This window comes from Enterococcus sp. DIV2379, assembly GCF_050542965.1.
In the GTDB taxonomy this organism is placed as follows: domain Bacteria; phylum Bacillota; class Bacilli; order Lactobacillales; family Enterococcaceae; genus Enterococcus_D; species Enterococcus_D entomosocium.
Map to the genome: position 1 here is coordinate 1176318 of NZ_CP172938.1, position 19187 is coordinate 1195504.

General features: G+C 43.4%; 24 protein-coding genes. 17 read left to right on the plus strand and 7 right to left on the minus strand.

Going from position 1 to position 19187, the window contains the following annotated elements; all coding sequences use genetic code 11:
- Positions 1–117: 117 nt before the first annotated feature.
- The 6 genes from IGI92_RS05455 to IGI92_RS05480 form a co-directional block, all read right to left on the minus strand.
- Complete coding sequence (locus tag IGI92_RS05455) at positions 118–1512, minus strand: Y-family DNA polymerase (protein WP_301389639.1); 1395 nt, start codon at positions 1510–1512, stop codon at positions 118–120.
- 254 nt (positions 1513–1766) lie between these two features.
- Positions 1767–2153, minus strand: a complete 387-nt coding sequence (locus IGI92_RS05460) for a VOC family protein (protein WP_430608239.1) — start codon at positions 2151–2153, stop codon at positions 1767–1769.
- A gap of 64 nt (positions 2154–2217) precedes the next feature.
- Positions 2218–2628 carry a FosX/FosE/FosI family fosfomycin resistance hydrolase gene (gene fosX / locus IGI92_RS05465; RefSeq protein WP_008381069.1) on the minus strand — a complete coding sequence of 137 codons (411 nt, stop codon included), beginning with the start codon at positions 2626–2628 and terminating at the stop codon, positions 2218–2220.
- Between the two features lie 70 nt (positions 2629–2698).
- Positions 2699–2950, minus strand: coding sequence for a hypothetical protein (locus IGI92_RS05470; RefSeq protein ID WP_005237045.1), 252 nt, complete (start codon positions 2948–2950; stop codon positions 2699–2701).
- 330 nt (positions 2951–3280) lie between these two features.
- Positions 3281–3430, minus strand: a complete 150-nt coding sequence (rpmG, locus tag IGI92_RS05475; RefSeq protein ID WP_005229384.1) for a 50S ribosomal protein L33 — start codon at positions 3428–3430, stop codon at positions 3281–3283.
- Between the two features lie 137 nt (positions 3431–3567).
- Positions 3568–4527 (minus strand): ABC transporter substrate-binding protein, encoded by a 960-nt coding sequence (locus IGI92_RS05480; RefSeq protein WP_430608240.1) that lies wholly within the window; start codon positions 4525–4527, stop codon positions 3568–3570.
- A 202-nt stretch (positions 4528–4729) separates the two neighbouring features.
- Here IGI92_RS05480 and IGI92_RS05485 point away from each other — a divergent pair, with 202 nt between their 5' ends.
- The 9 genes from IGI92_RS05485 (at position 4730) to IGI92_RS05525 (ending at position 10987) form a co-directional block, all read left to right on the plus strand.
- Positions 4730–5521: an ABC transporter ATP-binding protein gene (locus IGI92_RS05485; RefSeq protein ID WP_430608241.1), complete on the plus strand. Its 792-nt coding sequence runs from the start codon at positions 4730–4732 to the stop codon at positions 5519–5521.
- Positions 5518–6498 carry a FecCD family ABC transporter permease gene (locus IGI92_RS05490; protein ID WP_430608242.1) on the plus strand — a complete coding sequence of 327 codons (981 nt, stop codon included), beginning with the start codon at positions 5518–5520 and terminating at the stop codon, positions 6496–6498. The genes IGI92_RS05485 and IGI92_RS05490 overlap by 4 nt, the downstream gene beginning before the upstream one ends.
- Positions 6498–7475: a FecCD family ABC transporter permease gene (locus tag IGI92_RS05495; RefSeq protein WP_430608243.1), complete on the plus strand. Its 978-nt coding sequence runs from the start codon at positions 6498–6500 to the stop codon at positions 7473–7475. Before IGI92_RS05490 ends, IGI92_RS05495 begins: the two co-directional genes overlap by 1 nt.
- A 90-nt stretch (positions 7476–7565) precedes the next feature.
- Complete coding sequence (locus IGI92_RS05500) at positions 7566–8105, plus strand: 5-formyltetrahydrofolate cyclo-ligase (protein WP_430608245.1); 540 nt, start codon at positions 7566–7568, stop codon at positions 8103–8105.
- A 12-nt stretch (positions 8106–8117) separates the two neighbouring features.
- Positions 8118–8786 (plus strand): rhomboid family intramembrane serine protease, encoded by a 669-nt coding sequence (locus tag IGI92_RS05505; RefSeq protein ID WP_005229393.1) that lies wholly within the window; start codon positions 8118–8120, stop codon positions 8784–8786.
- A 30-nt stretch (positions 8787–8816) separates the two neighbouring features.
- Positions 8817–9026: a YqgQ family protein gene (locus IGI92_RS05510; protein ID WP_005229394.1), complete on the plus strand. Its 210-nt coding sequence runs from the start codon at positions 8817–8819 to the stop codon at positions 9024–9026.
- Positions 9026–9997, plus strand: coding sequence for an ROK family glucokinase (locus tag IGI92_RS05515; RefSeq protein WP_005229395.1), 972 nt, complete (start codon positions 9026–9028; stop codon positions 9995–9997). Before IGI92_RS05510 ends, IGI92_RS05515 begins: the two co-directional genes overlap by 1 nt.
- An 83-nt stretch (positions 9998–10080) precedes the next feature.
- Positions 10081–10482, plus strand: a complete 402-nt coding sequence (locus IGI92_RS05520) for a rhodanese-like domain-containing protein (protein ID WP_005229396.1) — start codon at positions 10081–10083, stop codon at positions 10480–10482.
- A 148-nt stretch (positions 10483–10630) separates the two neighbouring features.
- Positions 10631–10987 (plus strand): DUF488 domain-containing protein, encoded by a 357-nt coding sequence (locus IGI92_RS05525; protein ID WP_010749308.1) that lies wholly within the window; start codon positions 10631–10633, stop codon positions 10985–10987.
- Between the two features lie 56 nt (positions 10988–11043).
- On the opposite strand, the gene IGI92_RS05530 is transcribed toward IGI92_RS05525, so the two are convergent.
- The gene (locus IGI92_RS05530) at positions 11044–11211 is read right to left on the minus strand and encodes a DUF3042 family protein (protein ID WP_017144401.1); all 168 of its coding nucleotides are present in this window, start codon (positions 11209–11211) and stop codon (positions 11044–11046) included.
- 150 nt (positions 11212–11361) lie between these two features.
- Here IGI92_RS05530 and IGI92_RS05535 point away from each other — a divergent pair, with 150 nt between their 5' ends.
- The 8 genes from IGI92_RS05535 (at position 11362) to tsaD (ending at position 19054) form a co-directional block, all read left to right on the plus strand.
- Positions 11362–12519, plus strand: coding sequence for a galactokinase (locus IGI92_RS05535; RefSeq protein WP_010749309.1), 1158 nt, complete (start codon positions 11362–11364; stop codon positions 12517–12519).
- 41 nt (positions 12520–12560) lie between these two features.
- Complete coding sequence (galE, locus tag IGI92_RS05540; RefSeq protein WP_430608246.1) at positions 12561–13559, plus strand: UDP-glucose 4-epimerase GalE; 999 nt, start codon at positions 12561–12563, stop codon at positions 13557–13559.
- A 3-nt stretch (positions 13560–13562) separates the two neighbouring features.
- Positions 13563–15047 carry a UDP-glucose--hexose-1-phosphate uridylyltransferase gene (gene galT, locus IGI92_RS05545; protein WP_430608247.1) on the plus strand — a complete coding sequence of 495 codons (1485 nt, stop codon included), beginning with the start codon at positions 13563–13565 and terminating at the stop codon, positions 15045–15047.
- Between the two features lie 32 nt (positions 15048–15079).
- Positions 15080–16060 carry a LacI family DNA-binding transcriptional regulator gene (locus IGI92_RS05550; protein WP_005229404.1) on the plus strand — a complete coding sequence of 327 codons (981 nt, stop codon included), beginning with the start codon at positions 15080–15082 and terminating at the stop codon, positions 16058–16060.
- 264 nt (positions 16061–16324) lie between these two features.
- On the plus strand, positions 16325–17050 hold the full coding sequence (gene tsaB / locus IGI92_RS05555) for a tRNA (adenosine(37)-N6)-threonylcarbamoyltransferase complex dimerization subunit type 1 TsaB (protein ID WP_430608248.1): 726 nt from the start codon (positions 16325–16327) through the stop codon (positions 17048–17050).
- A complete protein-coding gene (gene rimI, locus IGI92_RS05560) occupies positions 17034–17576 on the plus strand; it encodes a ribosomal protein S18-alanine N-acetyltransferase (protein WP_430608250.1) in 543 nt (180 codons plus the stop codon). The genes tsaB and rimI (IGI92_RS05560) overlap by 17 nt, the downstream gene beginning before the upstream one ends.
- Positions 17569–18042 (plus strand): ribosomal protein S18-alanine N-acetyltransferase, encoded by a 474-nt coding sequence (gene rimI, locus IGI92_RS05565; protein ID WP_016613163.1) that lies wholly within the window; start codon positions 17569–17571, stop codon positions 18040–18042. Before rimI (IGI92_RS05560) ends, rimI (IGI92_RS05565) begins: the two co-directional genes overlap by 8 nt.
- Positions 18035–19054, plus strand: a complete 1020-nt coding sequence (gene tsaD / locus IGI92_RS05570; RefSeq protein ID WP_430608252.1) for a tRNA (adenosine(37)-N6)-threonylcarbamoyltransferase complex transferase subunit TsaD — start codon at positions 18035–18037, stop codon at positions 19052–19054. Before rimI (IGI92_RS05565) ends, tsaD begins: the two co-directional genes overlap by 8 nt.
- Positions 19055–19187: the final 133 nt, after the last annotated feature.

Consider the following 19187-nt stretch of genomic DNA (forward strand, 5'->3'; position numbering starts at 1 on the left):
ACCTTAGAAAGAAGTAAAGGGGGAGATGGGGGCCTCGAAATTACATAAATCTTTAAAAAATGGATCGTTTGTTAATGTTATCTTAAGATTTGTCATCGAAAAGGAAAGAAAAACGAGTCAAGTGCCGGTATTTTTTGAACCATCAGCAAACGGTTCTTTTTCTTTTTGCTGATGGACGGGTCCTATATTAGCGATCCCATCTAGACCACCGGCATGTCCGCCGACTAATTTGCTGCGAGCAATGGCGCGAGCGCCTTCCATTCGGCTTGTGGCATGAACGATCGAAGTGAAGCCATATTTCTCACGAATCTTATCTATGATCAAATCTAATTTACGCTGGCGCAACTGCGTTTCTGCTTGCTCAAAAAGATCCAGCTGGACATTTTCTGTATAAACCAATTTTGAATAGGTGATACCGATGTGGCGAACGACTTGCCCGGTATAAAATTTTCGAAAGAGAAATAGGCAATGAGCAACAAGCTTACGTGTATTGTCAGTTGGCGGGATTTTCATTTGTCGGGAAAAGCCAGAGGCAGTTTCACCAAAGGCTACGCCGATGTAAACATTGATACAAGCGGTCTGACAATGATGGCGGCGAATTCGAGCGGCAACTTGCTCCGCCATTTCCTTGATGACGATCTCGATTTCTTCTTGTAAATAATAATTGCGATGTAGGACCTGACTATTGCCGTAGCTTTTTTCCATGACCTGCGGTGTCGGTTCGGCTAAAATGGTGCGGTCAATGCCATGAGCGTGATGGTAGAGCTGCTCACCAATGATTCCCATGCGACTGCGCAAAAGATCAGGACTGGCATGAGCCAATTGTTCAATAGATTCAATCCCCATCAAGTGAAGTCGTTTTTCTGTGCGTCGACCGATTCCCCAAAACTCAGTCATGGGGTTGATTTGCCAAACTTTTGTCGGGACATCTTCGTAGGTCCATTCGGCAATCAAGGAACGGTTGTGTTTGGATTCGTTATCTAAAGCTAGTTTTGCTAACAAAGGATTGTCACCAATACCGATGGTGACATACAATTTCGTTGTTTCGTAAATGTCTTTTTGAATTTGCTGGGCAATCAGCCAACGTTTTTCTTCGCGAGAAATCGTGTTATCAGGAATGAAAAGATCCAGTGTACGGGTCAGATCCATCATCGTTTCGTCGATTGAATAGAGCAGCAAGTCGTCTTGTCCAACATATTTGCGAAAGACATTATTGACTTTGGTGTTTTCTTTGATATAAAAACTCATACGCGGCGATGCTTTGTACAAATCGGGATGTGTCGGCAGGTTGTCATTGCGAGTCACATTTGAAATCCCCAATACCGATTTTGCCTTTGGGGAAGCTGCTAAGACTAAGCCGTTACCAGTATTGTCAGAATGTGACATGACGACCAGCATCGCTTGGATAGGATCTAATCCGCGAGAGATGCATTCGACAGAAGCATAAAAACTTTTGACATCGATAAATAAGATATCGCGTTTTGGCTCGAGCGCATAATTAAAACCACCCATTTTTATCACTCCTTACCGAGATTATACGAACGTTTGTTCTTTTTTGTCAAGCGAACAGGAGCGGATGGGTGGATTTGTTTTTTTATAGAGAGATTATTTTTGGTTTATAATGATGGGAAACGTTGTTTTATAAGGGATACATTCATTTCAGGTTATCAGAATCCGATTGGACATAAAAACGTTATTTTGTCTTTTTACCCGAAGGTGTGATTAAAAAAACAGCCGATCCATTGGACCGACTGTCGTAGCTTAAATCAATTTTCGGCAGGTAGCATTGCAAACAAACTTAAGAGATTGCCGTCTATATCTTTGACGATGGCATAGCGTTGCCCCAAAAAGGCACACCAAGGTTCTTTGAAAGACTGATACCCGGCAACTACGACTTTTGCATGAAGGGCATCAACCTCTTCAGGGGAATCACATAAAAAGGCTAATTCAATCGTATCTCCCACAGTCATTGGTGAATGCCCATAGATTCCGGCAACCATCTTGCGGCTATTCAAGGAGATGCGAACCCCGTCGTTTGCTAATTCCATATAATCTTCTGAGTGCTGACCTAATGGCGTGAAGCCAAGTACTTGATAGAAAGCCAGTGCCTGTTCCATGTTTTTTGTGATAATACCGACCATATCTAGTTTCATTGTTTTCTTCCTTTCATGTGGGCGTTCTTTACATAACAGTCAATGCAGTTGCTAGTAATGATGATCACCTTGTTTCTGTCAGACGGTAATGGTGCAACCGTTCAGCCAACGTACCAGTATGTAGTTCAAACAAATGGTTGTCATCGTCGTAAAAGTAAATGGAAGCACCTTCGCCTTTGATACGAGAACGATCTTTTTCGATCTTCAATCCTAGTCCTTGGATGCGCGTAATCAAGGAATCGATTTGAGTTTGATCGATTTTAAAGGCAATATGGTTATACGTTTTCGGCAGCTTCTGGGAGGCATCCTCCATAACAGCAAGCCATAAGCCATCGATCAAAAAGAATTTTTCTGGGAAGTAAGAATGGGGCTGGTCTCGGCTATCATAAATTTCCTCTGCTTCAAACAATGTTTCCAGCATCGTTGTCGTCTTTGCTAAATTCTGTACGATCAACGTGATATGGGAAATCTCCATCGCATCAACACTCCTTCGTTATGACGAAATAGGGGAAAGAGAAACAATTAGTATCAAAATAAGCATTATGTTAGTGATTGTAAAATACCAATAGGAAGAGCAGAACATAAAACAGTGCATCAGTTGTGCAAGGAATAACTTTCTTCTTGTATTTTGTCCAAAAGAAGACATTTATTAAGAAGAGGATAATCACTGTCGGTAAGCTAAAGGTCCAAGCAGGGTGTTTAATGAAAATGAAAAGCATATTTCCAATAAGAGCAAAAAGAAAAGCGCCATAAAACAGCCGATAGTTACTAGGTAGATACGTAAAATTGCCAAGCATGGGTTCACCTCCTGTAGGCAGTATAGCTTGAAAGGATCGACTGGCACTCAAAGTATATTGAAAGGGCAGCTAGAAGAAAAAGCTGGTTCATGTTCTATGTGCCGCCTTTGTTGAACATTAGTTTCTTTTTTACATTATACATTAAAATTTATTTATACGTCGCTTCAAAGAAAAAGTTGGCTCAAAAGTTCAAAGCAAATAAGTGAAAATAGGGGAGTGGTTGTGTAAAGAGGGAAATAAAAATGCAGCAGCTATCATTGCAAAATGTCTGAAAAAAAAGAAGTTCGCAAACGCCTTGGTTATCAGCGTTTGCGAACTTCTTAAATAGCATTATTTTGTTTCGCGGTGTAAAGTAACTTTTCTTTCACGTGGGCAATATTTTTTCTTTTCCAAACGATCAGGATTGTTACGTTTGTTTTTGTTTGATAAGTAGTTGCGTTCTTTACAAGAAGTGCACTCTAATGTGATGTTTACGCGCATGATTTTCCCCCCTAACGATACAAGAATCCTCTAAGAAATCTCTCAGACTAAAATATAATAGCATGTTTTGTGCGGGAATGCTAGCTTTTTTCTGAAATTTGTTAAGTAGTTTTACTTGACGAATTACTTGAAACGTATTAGTCCAATTTGCTCTGGATATCTTCGATCATTTTGGTATAGGCGATCGGACCGTTGTAGAGCCAGCTTGATTCAGGACCAAATTCCCATAAATGATTGTTTTTGACTGCATCAAGATTTTGCCAGACTTGTTCGCTGAAAAAATCAGCGCCTTTATCACTATTCACTAAAATCAAGTAATCGGCATCCAATTCTGCCAATTTTTCCAGAGAAACGGCAGACCAGTCAGCAGTGGCACTTTCACTGATTTCTGAAACAAGCGAGGGAACTTCAAAACCGAGTTCGTGATACAGCAGTTGACCACTTGATTTTGTTTCTGAAACCATGAAGACAGAATTATTGACCACCCATAAAACAGCGATCGACTTGCCTTGGATTTGATCAGCGTACGTTTCCTTGGTAGCAGCGACTAAGTCATCATAATCAGCTTCTACTTGGGCAGCTTCCTCTTCTTTGTGTAAGACCTTTGCGATATCTGTCAGACGTTCACGCCAGGTTACTTCCTCGCCATTTGTGACCACATAGGTCGGCGCGATCTTACTGTACTGATCATATTTGTCGCCTTCCACCATGGAATTGCTATCCATCAGCAGTAGGTCTGGCTCAAAGCTCAAGACATCTTCATAGGGCAGATCATAGTTGATTCTTGGCACATCTGCTAGTTTGTCTTGCAAGTATGCTTGATCACTGTCATTGCCGACTGTCCATTGAGCAACCGGGATTACCCCTAAAGCGACCAAATAATCTTCCAAGTAACTACCGATCACCCGTTGTGGGTTTTCGGGAACAGTGACTTCATTTCCCATCGCATCGGTAAAGGTTGTTGCTATTTCTGAAGAAGTAGTGGCTTTTCCACTGCTATCCGTTGAGTCATTATTCGTACCGCAAGCACCCAGTAGGGTAAGGGAGCAGGCTGCTAGCAGGGTAAGCCAAGTACTTCTTTTTGACCATTGTTTCATAGAAAAACTTCCTCCTTTGTTAAAAGATGAGCACTTATCATTTTAATTGAGAATAATTCTCATTTGCTGATTGCTATTATTACGGAGAAACGCTGATTTGTCAATCTTATTTTTTTATTTCCTTTTTTTAGAACTATTGACGAATAGTAGGATTACATTCATAATTGATAAGCATTATCAATCAATTATTTTGGGGACGAATATGGCGAAATTACGAACAGTTGACTTGAGTGTCGGCTATCAAAAACAAAAAATTGTGCAAGATCTAACAATTGAGATTCCAGAAGGGAAAATCATCGGCTTGATTGGTCCGAACGGCAGTGGAAAATCGACATTTTTAAAGGCACTCGCCCGAATTTTACAGCCTTTGTCTGGTGAGGTCCTATTAGATACACAAAACCTCCAGAACATCAAAACCAAAGAAGTGGCTAAAAAGATTGCGCTGCTTTCACAAGTTAGCGACTCATCGATTGGCTTGACGATTCGCGAAATTGTTTCTTACGGTCGTTTTCCCTATCAAAAAGGACTAAATAGTCTATCGGAACAAGATCTTGCAGCGATCGACTGGTCTTTGCAGGCAACGGGTTTGACAGCACTAGCAGAAGAAGTGATCAGTACGCTGTCAGGGGGGCAAAAGCAGCGCGTTTGGATCGCCATGGCACTGGCGCAAGATACGGATATCGTGATTTTAGATGAACCAACAACCTTTTTAGATCCTGCGCATCAATTAGAAATTTTGCTCTTATTACAGCAAATCAATAAAACCTATGGGAAAACGATCATTATGTCGATTCATGACCTGAATCATGCGTCACGTTTTTCTGATTATATTTATGCATTAAAAGGTGGAGAACTGTTGGTTTCTGGTACACCAGAAACAGTGCTGACCAAAGAGTGGCTGCAGCGTTTGTTTGAGATCGATGCCATGTTAGGTACCTTTCCTAATAGCACAAAGCCATTGGTCTTGACCTATGAGTTAGGAGCCCAAGCATGAAAAAGTTTCCTTGGTTGCTGCTGCTTTTTAGCGGCTGCTTTATTATCTGTTTCTTTTTGGCGATCACCCAAGGCGCTACAGACCTTTCCTTTGAAACGATCTGGGATGCTATCTTTGCTTTTGATTATGAGAATCAGCTGCATCAAATCTTGCGCAATATTCGATTGCCCCGTGTGTTGGCTGCTTTTCTAGTAGGAAGTTGTTTTGCTGTTACGGGAGCTATCATGCAGGGAATTACGAAAAACGCTCTGGCAGATGGCGGTCTTTTAGGTGTCAACAGTGGGGCTGCGATGGGATTAGCGATCGCATTTATCCTATTTCCTAGTATGCAACCGAGTCAAGCGGCGCTATTTTCGTTTTTTGGTGCCTTTGCGGCAACTGCGCTGCTTTTTTTACTGACTCGCTATGCCAAATTGGGTATGTCACCTACAGGCTTGATTTTGGCTGGTGTGGCATTAAGTTCTTTTTTCTCAGCCATCAGCCAGACCCTGTCACTGCAATTTGATTTAAATCAAGAGCTAGCCTTTTGGTTTATCGGTGGTGCCGCAAATGTGACTTGGCAGCAACTGCGTTTTGTGGGCCCCATCTATCTGATTGCCATCGTTTTTGTGCTACGTCTAGGAAAAGCGTTGAATCTGTTAGCGCTAGGAGATGACACCGTCATTTCATTAGGCAAGCACCCGCATCTGATTCGGGCATCTGCCTTACTGTTAGTCGTAGTTTTGGCGGGAATGGCGGTTTCGCTTGTTGGACCGGTCAGTTTTGTCGGCTTAATGGTTCCTCATGTCGTGCGGGGAATGGTGGGCAAAAACTATCAACTGATTTTGCCTTTGACGATCCTTGGAGGGGGAACACTGGTGATGGCCGCTGATCTGGCTGGCCGCCTGATCAATCCGCCCTTTGAGACACCCTTTGGGATACTGATGGCATTGATTGGGGTGCCTTTTCTATTGATCAAGATACGGAGGGAAGGCTGATGAAAAAAACACTCTCTGTTTTTTTCCTACTGCTGATGGTCGCTTTTTTAGGAAGTGTCATGGTGGGAAAAACAATTTTATCCTTTCAGGTATTAGGGGCAATCTTTCAAGGAACGGCATCTTCGAGTCAAGTACTGACTTTTACTGAGTTTCGACTACCACGGGCTTGTCTAGCGCTGATCGCTGGTGGTGCCTTTGGTTTTTCTGGGTTTGTCTTGCAAGGAGTGACGAGAAATGAGTTGGCTGATGCAAGTATCGTAGGAATCAACAATGGGGCAGGGCTCTTTGTGATGATCTACTTAGGTTTTTATACCCAAGGATCGCAGCTTTTGCCTGTCGTTGGGATCATCGGTGGTTTATTAGCTGCTGTACTGGTCTATTTGATTGCCTATAAGCACCGCCAATTGTTATCGATGGAGCGAGTACTGCTGGCGGGAATCGCCGTCAATGCAGGGCTGGCGGCGGCTACCTTACTCTTTACGGTGGAATTATCAAAAGACCGCTATCGCTTTGTAACAGCGTGGCTTTCTGGTTCGATTTGGGGAACTTCTTGGCAGCAAATCACCAGTCTGCTTCCTTGGGTCATCGTATTGTCTGCCGCAGCTTTCTGGACCGTACCAAGGCTTAACTTACTTGGCTTTGGCGAGGAGCAGGCAATTAGCTTAGGGGTTTCTTTGACCCGTTTGCGGACGTGGTTTTTAGTGATCGCGGTTGGTTTGGCTGCCAGTACGGTTGGCTATACTGGTAATTTAGCCTTTGTGGGCTTATTGGCGCCTCATATCGCTAAGGGACTCATCGGCAGAGAATCTCGCAGTGCCTTTTTCTTAGCGGGAATGATCGGCAGTCTGCTAGTCTTAGTCAGTGATACGATCGGTCGTTTGCTATTGACAAGCGGCGAGATCCCAGCTGGTATCATCATTTCTATCGTAGGGGCACCATGCTTTGTCTTTTTGCTGATCCGACGTAAAGAAGGATGAGCAACTAGTCATGATCTTGTCAAGAAAACTGCGATTCTAGTTTGCTATTTGGACACAGTTTTTGGTACTATTTCTGAGAGGAGTGATCCAATGGAAAAACCAGTCATTAGAGAGCACATGATCCAAACATTAAAACAAATGCCAATCAAACAAAAGCAGCAGAAAGAAACGCTGATTTTGCAGTTGCTGTTTTCTTCTCAGATTTGGCAAACAGCTGAGTCAGTAGGTGTGATCCGTTCGTTGCCATTTGAATTTGACACAGCGGCTATTTTTGCTAAAGGATTTGAACAAAACAAACGAATCGCAGTGCCGAAAGCACAACAGAAAAAATTGCAGTTTTATCATGTGGAGCCGACAACGCGTTATGAAGCGTCGACATTTGGGGTTGAAGAGCCGATCAGTGAGCAAGAAGCCCATCACTTGGATTTGCTGATTGTTCCCGGTTTGGCGTTTTCTAAAAACGGCTATCGCATCGGCTTTGGCGGCGGCTATTATGATCGTTTCTTGTCAGCTTTCGATGGCAAGACCGTTTCTTTGGTCTTCGGAGAGCAATTCAACGATCAATGGACACCAGATGTATTCGACATCCCAATCGATAAAATCTATACAGATTCTCTTATTCGCACGTAAAGGAGCACGTCAATGAATTCTCAAATGAAAAGATGGCTGAATCAGCCGGTCTTCACGTATCTGTTTTTAGCTATCCAAACAATTGTGTTTATCTTAGGTTATTTTAGTCCCTCTATTCAATCAGGCGGGGTGATGTTTGGTCCGTTTGTCGTTTATTTAAATGAATATTGGCGTTTCGTTACCCCGATCTTTCTACATTTCGGTTTGGCTCATTTTGCGATCAATTCTGTGATTCTGTATTATATGGGGCAGCAAGTAGAAGCCATCTATGGTCATAGCCGTTTTTTTGCCTTGTATTTGCTAAGCGGCATCATGGGCAATACCATGAGTTTTGCCTTCAACCAAATAGGGGTTCAATCAGCAGGCGCGAGTACTTCTTTATTCGGACTTTTCGGGGCATTTTTGATTTTAGGTTGGCATTTTAGAAATGATTACCGCATCCAAGCAATGGTACGGCAATTTGCCCTATTCGTTGGATTGAACCTGGTTTTTGGGGTGTTTGATCAAACGATCGATATGTGGGGACACATTGGGGGGATCCTCGGTGGGTTATTGCTAGGGAATCTTTTGGCATTGCCAAAGAACTATGGAAAATATTCGATCCACACCAGAATCCTCTCTGGCGTACTCTTTGTTTTCTTATTGGCTATTTTTGTGATATATGGTTTTAAAAAATATTAATTACTTGTATAATAAGCAGGAAGTGGTTAAATGGAAACGTTATATGACGTACAACAATTACTGAAACAATTTGGTGTTTACGTATATGTCGGCAAGCGGATCTACGATATAGAACTGATGCAAATCGAGCTGAAAAACTTTTATGACAGTCGCTTGATAGATCGGGATGTATATCTGACTGCCCGGCGAATTCTTACGCGGGAGCATCGAATTGAAGAAAGCCGGGAGGAAAACAAGTGATGGACAAAAAAATCATCGGAATTGATTTAGGCGGAACAACGGTGAAATTCGCTATTTTAACGAGCGAAGGCGAGATTCAGCAAAAATGGAGTATTGACACCAATATTCTTGATGAAGGCTCACATATTGTGCCAGAAATCGTGGCATCGATCAATCATCGCCTAGAATTATATGGCTTACAGCCAGAAGCATTTATCGGTATTGGTATGGGGACACCAGGAAGTGTCGATCGTGACAAAGGAACCGTCATCGGTGCCTACAATCTGAACTGGAAAACACTTCAGCCAGTCAAAGAACTGATTGAAAAAGGCACAAAAATCCCCTTTGCCATCGATAACGATGCCAATGTAGCAGCTTTAGGTGAGCGCTGGAAAGGGGCAGGGGATAACAATCCTGATGTCATCTTTATCACACTAGGTACAGGTGTTGGCGGCGGTATCATCATGGAAGGGCAATTGCTTCATGGGGTTGCTGGTTGTGCTGGAGAAATCGGTCATATCACTGTTGATCCTGAAGGGTTTGAATGTACTTGCGGCAAACGTGGTTGTTTAGAAACGGTTTCTAGTGCGACGGGTGTTGTGCGAGTTGCTCGACAGTTGGCAGAAGAATATGCTGGCGATTCGGCATTGAAACAGCAGCTGGACAATGGGGAAGATGTTTCAAGTAAAGATATTTTTGAAGCGGCTCAAGCAAACGATCCATTTGGCTTGATGGTCGTTGATAAAGTGTGCTTCTACCTTGGGTTGGCATGCGGAAATTTAGGAAACACATTAAATCCATCAAGTATTGTTTTAGGTGGAGGCGTATCAGCAGCCGGTGAATTTTTACGTGAACGGGTTGCTGCCTACTTTGCTCAGTTTACCTTCCCACAGGTAACGGAAAGTACCGAAATCAAATTGGCAGAACTTGGGAATGATGCCGGTGTGATCGGGGCAGCATCATTAGCTTTGCAATTTGCAGCAAAAGCTTAGATGCCAAGCTGCTAGGCAATGATACATTCAAGCAGCATAAATCAAAAAAAGAATGATTGTTACAATAGAGAGGAATAGAAGAAATGACACCAATTATGTGGCTAAACTTGGTTTTGGGATTAATCATCTTAGCAATCGCTTTGAACTGGGCGTATTTTCAAATCATGGGACGCCGTTCAGCAACGATCATCTCAGAAGATGAATTCAAAGCAGGAATGAAGAAAGCCCAAGTGATCGATGTTCGGGAAAAAAATGAGTTTGACAGTGGACATATTTTAGGGGCGCGTAATATTCCCTTTACTGTTTTAACCAATTCCTTCAGCGCATTTCGTAAAGATCAACCGATCTACTTATATGACACGCGTAAATCGTTGAGTATTCGCGCAGCGAATAAATTACGTAAAGAAGGCTTTACCAATGTCTATATCCTAAAAGAAGGATATGAAGGCTGGAGCGGCAAGACGAAAAAGAAAAATAGTTTATAAAACAGAGAACTCAAGGCAAAAGAACACAAGCAAATTTGAATGAGTGACGAAACACCAAACGGAGTGTTTCAAGTAAGTCATTGTTCAATTTACATTGTGGGCTTTTGCCTTTATTTGAACTTAGGTCTATCAATAAGGAGAGTGTGCGTTGATCAAGCGAAAAAGAATTTATGAAGCGGCGGAAACGACAGATGGCTATCGGGTATTGGTGGATCGCATCTGGCCTAGAGGAATGAAAAAGGAGACAGCTCAGATCGATCTATGGCTCAAAGCAGTCGCACCAAGTACTGAATTGCGCAAATGGTTTGGGCATGATCCTGAACGTTTTGATGCGTTTAAAGACCGCTATCTACAAGAATTAGAGAAAGCGCCCGCTAAAGATGCCTTGGCACAGTTAAACGCGTTGGTTGCTGAACAAGAGACCGTGACCTTACTATACGGTGCGAAAAATGAAGAACAAAATCAAGCCGTGATTTTGCAGGACTTATTGGAGAAGGAAGAATGATTACCTAAAAGAGCCGCCAGCCTATTGAAGGCTGACGGCTCTTTTGTAGCAAATGATTAACGGGCAACGCTTTTACGCATCGCACGTTTTCGTTTTTCATCATGATCCGCTTGTTGTTCATCAATTGGATCAATCACTTGTTTCTTGACCGTCATAACAACACTTGCAGCTGCAGCAACCGTTGCGACTGTTCCTACTAAAAATCCTGAAAGAAATCGTTTCATCATTAAACACCTCGCCTTTAGTTATAGGTTCATTATGAATGAAAACGGAAAAAATATCAAAAAAAATCACTTTTGGGATTGAAAACGCTTGAAATAATTTAGTAAATATTTTACAATAAGTTTACTAAAAAGAAAGTGGGAGTGAGAAAAATGGAGCAATTACAACAGATATTTATTGATAAATTTGGAACAGAAGGCACAGGCATGTACTTTGCACCAGGGAGAATCAACTTGATCGGTGAACACACGGATTACAATGGCGGTTATGTTTTCCCGGCGGCGATCACATTAGGGACGTATGCAGTAGCGCGAAAACGTGAAGACCAGTTGATCCAACTCTATTCAGAGAACTTTCCGGAAAAAGGCGTGATCTCCTTTTCGTTAGATGAGCTGGATTACCGAAAAGAAGATGATTGGACAAACTATCCGAAAGGAGTCGTTCGTTTCCTAAAAGAAGCGGGGCAAGTGATCGATCGAGGCTTTGACATCGCTTTTTATGGCAACATTCCGAATGGCGCAGGTCTTTCTTCTTCGGCATCGATTGAATTGCTGACGGGGGTTTGTCTAAAAGATCTCTTTGATTTAACCCTGACGACCTTGGACTTAGTTAAAATCGGCAAGAAAGTCGAAAATGAGTTTATTGGCGTTAACTCAGGGATCATGGATCAATTTGCGATCGGAATGGGTCAAAAAGACCATGCATTGCTTTTAGATACGAACACTTTAAATTATGAAGTCGTACCAGCGGCATTTGGCGATTATGTCGTAGCGATCATGAATACCAATAAGCGACGCGAATTGGCTGATTCTAAATACAATGAACGACGTGCAGAATGTGAAGAAGCATTGGCTCGTTTGCAAAAATCATTAGCCATTGATTCATTGGGCGCATTAGACGAAGCAACCTTTTTTGCAAATACAGCATTGATCGATGATCCACGCTTGATCAAACGGGCGAAACATGCGGTGACGGAAAACCAACGGACATTGAAAGCAAAAGCTGCTTTGACTGCTGGTGATCTTGAAGAATTCGGCCAGTTATTAAATGCCTCCCATGCTTCATTGCGAGATGATTATGAAGTGACAGGGCATGAACTAGATACACTAGTCGCAGCCGCTCAAGCGCACCCTGCTGTTCTAGGTGCGCGGATGACTGGTGCGGGCTTTGGCGGTTGCGGGATCGCATTGGTCAAAGCAAGTGAATGGGCTGATTTCGAAGCGTCAGTCAAAGCAGCCTATTTAGCAGAAATCGGCTACGCAACCGACATTTATCAAGCAAGTATTGATGATGGTGCACGAAAACTGTAGAATAAGAAACGATGAAGGAATGAAGAAAGAAGGCTGAAAATATGGCGATTTTAGTATTAGGAGGAGCCGGCTATATCGGTTCTCATGCAGTCGATCAATTGATCGAACAAGGAAAACAAGTCGTTGTCGTTGACAATTTGCTGACAGGACATCGCCAAGCGATCCATCCAGCAGCAACCTTTTATGAAGGAGATATTCGCGACAAAGCATTTTTACAATCGGTATTTGAAAAAGAAACGATTGATGGCGTGATTCACTTTGCTGCCAGCTCTTTGGTGGGAGAATCTGTGGAAAAACCATTGAAGTATTTCAACAATAATGTGTATGGGATGCAGGTCCTCTTAGAAGTGATGAAGGAACATCAAGTGAAACATATCGTCTTTTCCTCTACAGCAGCAACTTATGGGGAACCTGACCATAGTCCAATCACGGAAGAAACTCCAACAAATCCTAAAAATCCATATGGCGAAAGCAAGTTGATCATGGAAAAAATGATGCGTTGGTGCGATGAAGCCTATGGAATGAAGTACGTCGCATTGCGTTATTTCAATGTGGCTGGCGCGAAGTCGGATGCTTCGATTGGTGAAGACCATGATCCAGAAACACACTTAGTACCGATCATCTTGCAAGCTGCTTTAGGACAACGTAAAGAGGTAGCGATTTTTGGGGAGGATTACGATACTCCAGATGGTACTTGTGTTCGCGATTATGTCCATGTCGAAGATCTGATCGTTGCTCACCTGTTGGCATTAGAATATTTACAAAAAGGCAATGAGAGCAATGTTTTCAATTTAGGCAGCAATCATGGGTACTCTGTGAAAGAAATGGTGGAAGCTGCTCGCAATGTAACGAAAAAAGAGATCCCAGCCAGAGTGGCGCCTCGCCGTGCCGGTGATCCAAGTACCTTAGTGGCATCGAGTGAAAAAGCACGAAAGGTTTTAGGCTGGAAACCAGTCTATACCGACGTCGAAGCAATCATCGAGACTGCTTGGAATTGGCATGTCAGCCATCCAAATGGGTATCAAGGGCAGGAGGAATAACCAATGACGATCAGCCAAACAATCAGCGATTTCGTCACTTTAGCAATCAAGGCTGGCGGCTGGATGGAAATGGATCGTATTTATTTGCAAAACCGAGTACTAGCCATGATCGGGGAAGCTGTTTTTGAGCCCAGCGAAATTCGTTCTGTCGATCGTTCCTCCATTGATTTGATGGACGAGCTGGTGGCATGCGCTTTGAGCAATCAGCAAATTGGCGATTCTCACGCAGAAAGAGAAATCTTTGAAGCACAGTTGATGGACTTTTTGACGCCACCGCCTTCAGTAGTCAATGCTTTTTTTGCGCAGCATTATGCCAATGATCCTAAAGAAGCGACGGATTATTTCTTTGAGCTGTGCCGTCAAAATGATTACATCAAGACTCGGGCCATCGCAAAGAATATCGTGTTCCCAGTTGATACCGAATATGGGGAGATCGAGATCACGATCAATTTATCAAAACCTGAAAAAGATCCCAAGCAAATAGCGAAAGAAGGAGCTGCTGCTTCTGTAGATTATCCGAAATGTATGTTGTGTTTGGAAAATGAAGGCTACCAAGGACGAGTCAATTATCCAGCGCGGACCAACCATCGGATCATCCGTATGAATTTGGATAATGAAGCATGGGGCTTTCAATATTCACCCTATGCCTACTACAATGAGCATTCGATTTTTCTCTCTTTAGACCATCGTCCTATGAAAATCAATTTGCAAACCTTCGCTCGCTTGTTGCAGATCATTGAAGTGATGCCGCATTATTTTGTCGGGTCCAATGCCGATCTGCCGATCGTTGGGGGTTCGATCTTGTCTCATGACCATTATCAAGGAGGACGGCACACGTTTGCCATGGCAAAAGCGCCGATCGAGCAACGCTTTTCTTTAACTGGTTTTCCTGATGTCGCTGCGGGGATCGTGAAGTGGCCAATGTCGGTGATACGACTACAAGCGAAAAACAAACAAAAATTAGCCGCCGCTTGCCAATATGTGTTAGCCCAATGGCAACAGTACTCAGATCCAAGTGTTTCGATCAATGCCTTTTCAGAAGATGGAACGCCTCATCATACGGTGACACCGATCGCACGCAAGCAAGGAGAGCTGTTTGAAATGGACTTAGTCTTGCGGGATAATAATGTTTCTGAAGAACATCCTGACGGCATTTTTCATCCGCATCAAGAAGTGCAGCATATCAAAAAAGAAAATATCGGATTGATTGAAGTCATGGGCTTGGCAGTTCTCCCGCCGCGTTTAGCTCCGGAACTTGAAGAAGTGACTGCTTATCTATTGGATCAGCCCAATCAGATCGCGGCATACCATATTCCTTGGGCAGATGCGATCAAAGCCCAGCACCCAGAATGCACTGCCGAAAACGTGTCGCAGATTTTACGTAATGCATTAGGGGAAGTCTTTACACAAGTATTGACGCATGCAGGCGTCTTCAAGCGAGACCAGACAGGGCAAGCGGCCTTTGCTCGCTTTATAGCTACTTTATAAAAAAGTTCCCCGCAAAAAAAGGAGGCTGGAAGATGGCAACGATTAAAGATATTGCACAACAGGCTGGCGTCTCGCCAGCCACTGTATCACGGGTGCTGAATTACGATTCAGAATTATCGGTCAGTTCTGAAACCAAAGAGAAAATTTTTAAAGCCGCAGAAGCACTCAATTACACAAAACATAAAAAAAAGAGTCAGCCAGAAACCAGTAGTATGCGCTTGATCCAATGGTTTGATACCGAGGAAGAATTAGCGGATCTTTACTATTTAGCGATCCGTATCGGGATTGAAAACAAAACCGAAGAATTAGGGATTCGTTTGCTGAAAGAACCCTACGAAGGATTGACTGATACCGCAGTCGATGGAACGATTGCACTAGGAAAATTCGATGATCACCAGATTCGACAATTGAAAAAAAGCCAAGCCAATTTGTTGATGGTCGATTTTGATGCATTGGCTCAGGGCGTCAATTCTCTGGTAGTGGACTTTCAACAAGCGGTGGATTTAGTGATCGATGACTTTATTGCAAAAGGCCACCAAAGGATCGGCTTGTTATCAGGCGTTGAGTTTACCAAGGATCATCACCAAGAAATCGAAGACCCTCGGCGCCGAATTTTTGAGGAACGGCTCCGTCGGTTGAAGCTGCACCACCCACAATATCATCTCAGCGCACCGTTTACAGTAGAGGGCGGTTATGAGGCGATGAAAGAGTATTTGCAGCAAAACAAAGAGTTGCCAAGTGCTCTATTTGCTTCCAGTGATGCCTTAGCGATTGGCGCTATGCGTGCTTTGCAAGAAAAAAACATCAAGATTCCTGAGGAGATCGCAATTATCGGCTTCAATGATGTCAGTGTCGCAAAGTACGTCTTTCCGACGCTGTCAACCATCAAAGTTCATACGGAATGGCTGGGGGAGCTGGCAGTGACGACCTTGCTGGATATCATTACGAATGCAGCTCCCGTACCTCGCAAAGTTACGATCGCAACGGAACTGATCACGCGCCAATCCTCCTAGCAACCAGTTGAATGACCGAAGGATGTCGTTACACACGTCAACTGAGTTTTAATGGAATAACAAAAAAAATGACTATCGTCTTACCCGAACCTTTAAACAGCCTCGTCGGTTTGCAGCTGCAGCCGCGCTTGCTTTTTTCAAAGGTTCGGGTATTGTTGTCCTATTGTTTTTTTCTAAACGCAGGCATCTTTTTGGAGACTTGGTTGGGCATTTGATTAGAATATGGTAGAATATGAGAGAGTTTTTTGAATGGGGAGAAGATAGATGAAAACATTAGCGATTGATACCTCAAACCAGACACTGGCGGTTGCGGTGGTCGATGGTCAAGAAGTGTTGGGACAAAGCCAGACGATGGCGATCAAAAACCACAGCACAGCATTGATGCCTGCCATTGATGGATTGATGCAAGCGGTGGGGATGGCACCTAAAGAGCTGGAGCAAATCGTTGTTGCGAAAGGTCCTGGTTCGTATACAGGTTTGCGAATCGGCGTCACAACAGCAAAAACGCTGGCGCAAACATTGAACATCCCGCTGATTGGTGTTTCTAGTTTGAAAGCAGTCGCTGCCAATTGTGTGGGCGTATCGCAAGTGATCGTGCCGTTGTTTGACGCTCGCCGTCAAAATGTCTACGCAGGTGCCTACCAATGGCATAATGGGACCTTAGAAACAAGGATCAAAGACCAGCATATCTCACTGTCTGAATTATTGACCCAGTTAAAAGCAGTCGATGGTCAAGAAGTGCTATTTGTCGGCGCCGATACCATCAAATTTAAAGACATGATCGAGGCGGAACTGCCGACAGCCCGTATCAATCAAGTATCGTTATGGAATTACCCGAATGGCGTTGTTTTAGCTGCTATTGCGAAAGAAGAAGCGCCGGTCGCTTCGATCCATGATTTTGTACCAGACTATTTAAAATTAGTTGAAGCCGAAGAAAAATGGTTAGCCTCGCATGAACCGGGAGTGGATGCCTATGTTGAAAAAATTTAAAACGATGACGGGAAAGCTGGCCCTTTTCCGTCAGATTCAATACCCAGAGCGTAAAAAAGAGATACGAGGGGAAATGTACGTTGTTCGTGAATTAGTCGGAGATGACATTAAAGAGCTGCTGCAGGTGGAGCGTCTCGTGTATGCTGGGGAACTGCCTTGGACCAAGAGCGCCTTTTTGTCAGAACTTTATTCACGGGTCAAACATCTTTATTTGGGCATCTTGCATAATGAACGGATGATTGGGTTTATCGGGGTGCGGATTTTAGGCGCTGATGCCCATATCACCAATATCGCGATCATTCCTGATTATCAAGGAAAAGGGATCGGTTCTTTCTTGATAGGAGAGATGGAACGTTATGCAAGGAAAAACAAATGCGACCGTTTGACATTAGAAGTTCGCCTGGGCAATCGTGATGCGCAACGTTTGTATCGGACCCTCGGGTTTGTTTCACAGGCGATCAAAACGGCGTATTACACTGAAGGCAATGAAGACGCATTGGATATGGTGAAATTTTTAAATGACTAACGAACAAGCAGATCAAACAATCCCGACACCGCAAATGCTCTGGTCATTGGCGGATCAGAGCTATCCCTTTGGCTCGCCTTGGAATCTGCAGCAATTTCAGCAAGATTTGCAAAACAGCAACAGTCGCTATTTGTTTCGTTATGGAAAAACCAACCAAGAGCTGATTGGGTTTCTCTGTTTTCAGCAAGTGCTGGATGAAGCAGAGCTGTTTAATGTAGCGGTTTTACCAGCATATCAAGGGCATGGTTTGGCGAAAGAATTGTTGAAACAAATGGAATCGCTCGTGGAACAAACCGATGGTCGGCGGATCTATCTTGAAGTACGTGTGTCGAATTTACAAGCACAAGCTCTTTATTTACGTATGGGCTATACGGTCATCGGTCGTAGAAAAAAATATTACAGTCATCCTGAAGAGGATGCGTTGATTATGGAAAAGAAAGTAGGCGGAAAAAAATCAAATGAATGAATTGATTTTAGCCATTGAAAGCAGTTGTGATGAAACCAGTGTGGCAGTGATTAAAAACGGCGACACCATTTTAAGTAACATTGTTGCTTCGCAGATCAAGAGCCACCAGCGCTTCGGCGGTGTCGTACCAGAAGTCGCTAGTCGTCACCATGTCGAACAGATTACTTTGTGCATCGACGAAGCATTGACCCAAGCCAACACACAACCAGAAGAATTATCAGCCGTGGCTGTCACCTATGGTCCAGGGTTGGTTGGGGCACTGTTGATTGGGCTTTCTGCAGCGAAAGCCTTTGCGTGGGCCCACAGCTTACCGCTGATTCCGGTCAATCACATGGCAGGACATATTTATGCAGCTCGCCTAGTGAAGCCATTGGTTTTTCCTTTAATGGCATTATTGGTCAGCGGCGGCCACACCGAATTGGTGTATATGGCAGAAGATGGCTCTTTTGAGATCATCGGAGAAACGAGAGATGATGCCGCTGGTGAAGCCTATGACAAAGTTGGTCGAGTTCTCGGTTTGCCTTATCCTAGTGGGAAAGAAATTGATCGCCTTGCACATCTAGGTAGTGATACGTATCACTTTCCTCGAGCAATGATGCAAGAAGATAATTTTGATTTTAGTTTCAGTGGCTTGAAGAGTTCCTTTATCAACTTTGTGCATAATGCACAGCAAAGAGAGGAAGCATTGTCAGTAGAAAATCTAGCAGCCAGTTTTCAAGCCAGCGTAGTCGAAGTATTGGTTCACAAAACAGTGCGGGCATGCCAAGCCTATCCGGTAAAACAACTGATCGTCGCTGGCGGGGTCGCCGCGAATCAAGGCTTGCGTGACGCTTTACAAAAAGCAATGCAGGAATTGCCGGAGGTAGAACTGTTGATTTCACCGTTGCGCCTTTGCGGAGATAATGCGGCCATGATTGGTGCCTATGCCCATGTTGCGTTGAAAAAGCAGCACCTAGCAGACCTTTCATTGAATGCTGATCCAAGTGTCAGCTTTGCCCATAGGATTTCTTAAGATGATTGCACCTAAGATCCGTTCTTAGGTGTTTTTTTTGTTTCATTTATGAGCAAACAGAAGATATAGTTGTATTATATTTCATTATTTGATATTCTGATGTATATTTATTAATTATTTGAGAGGCGGGTAT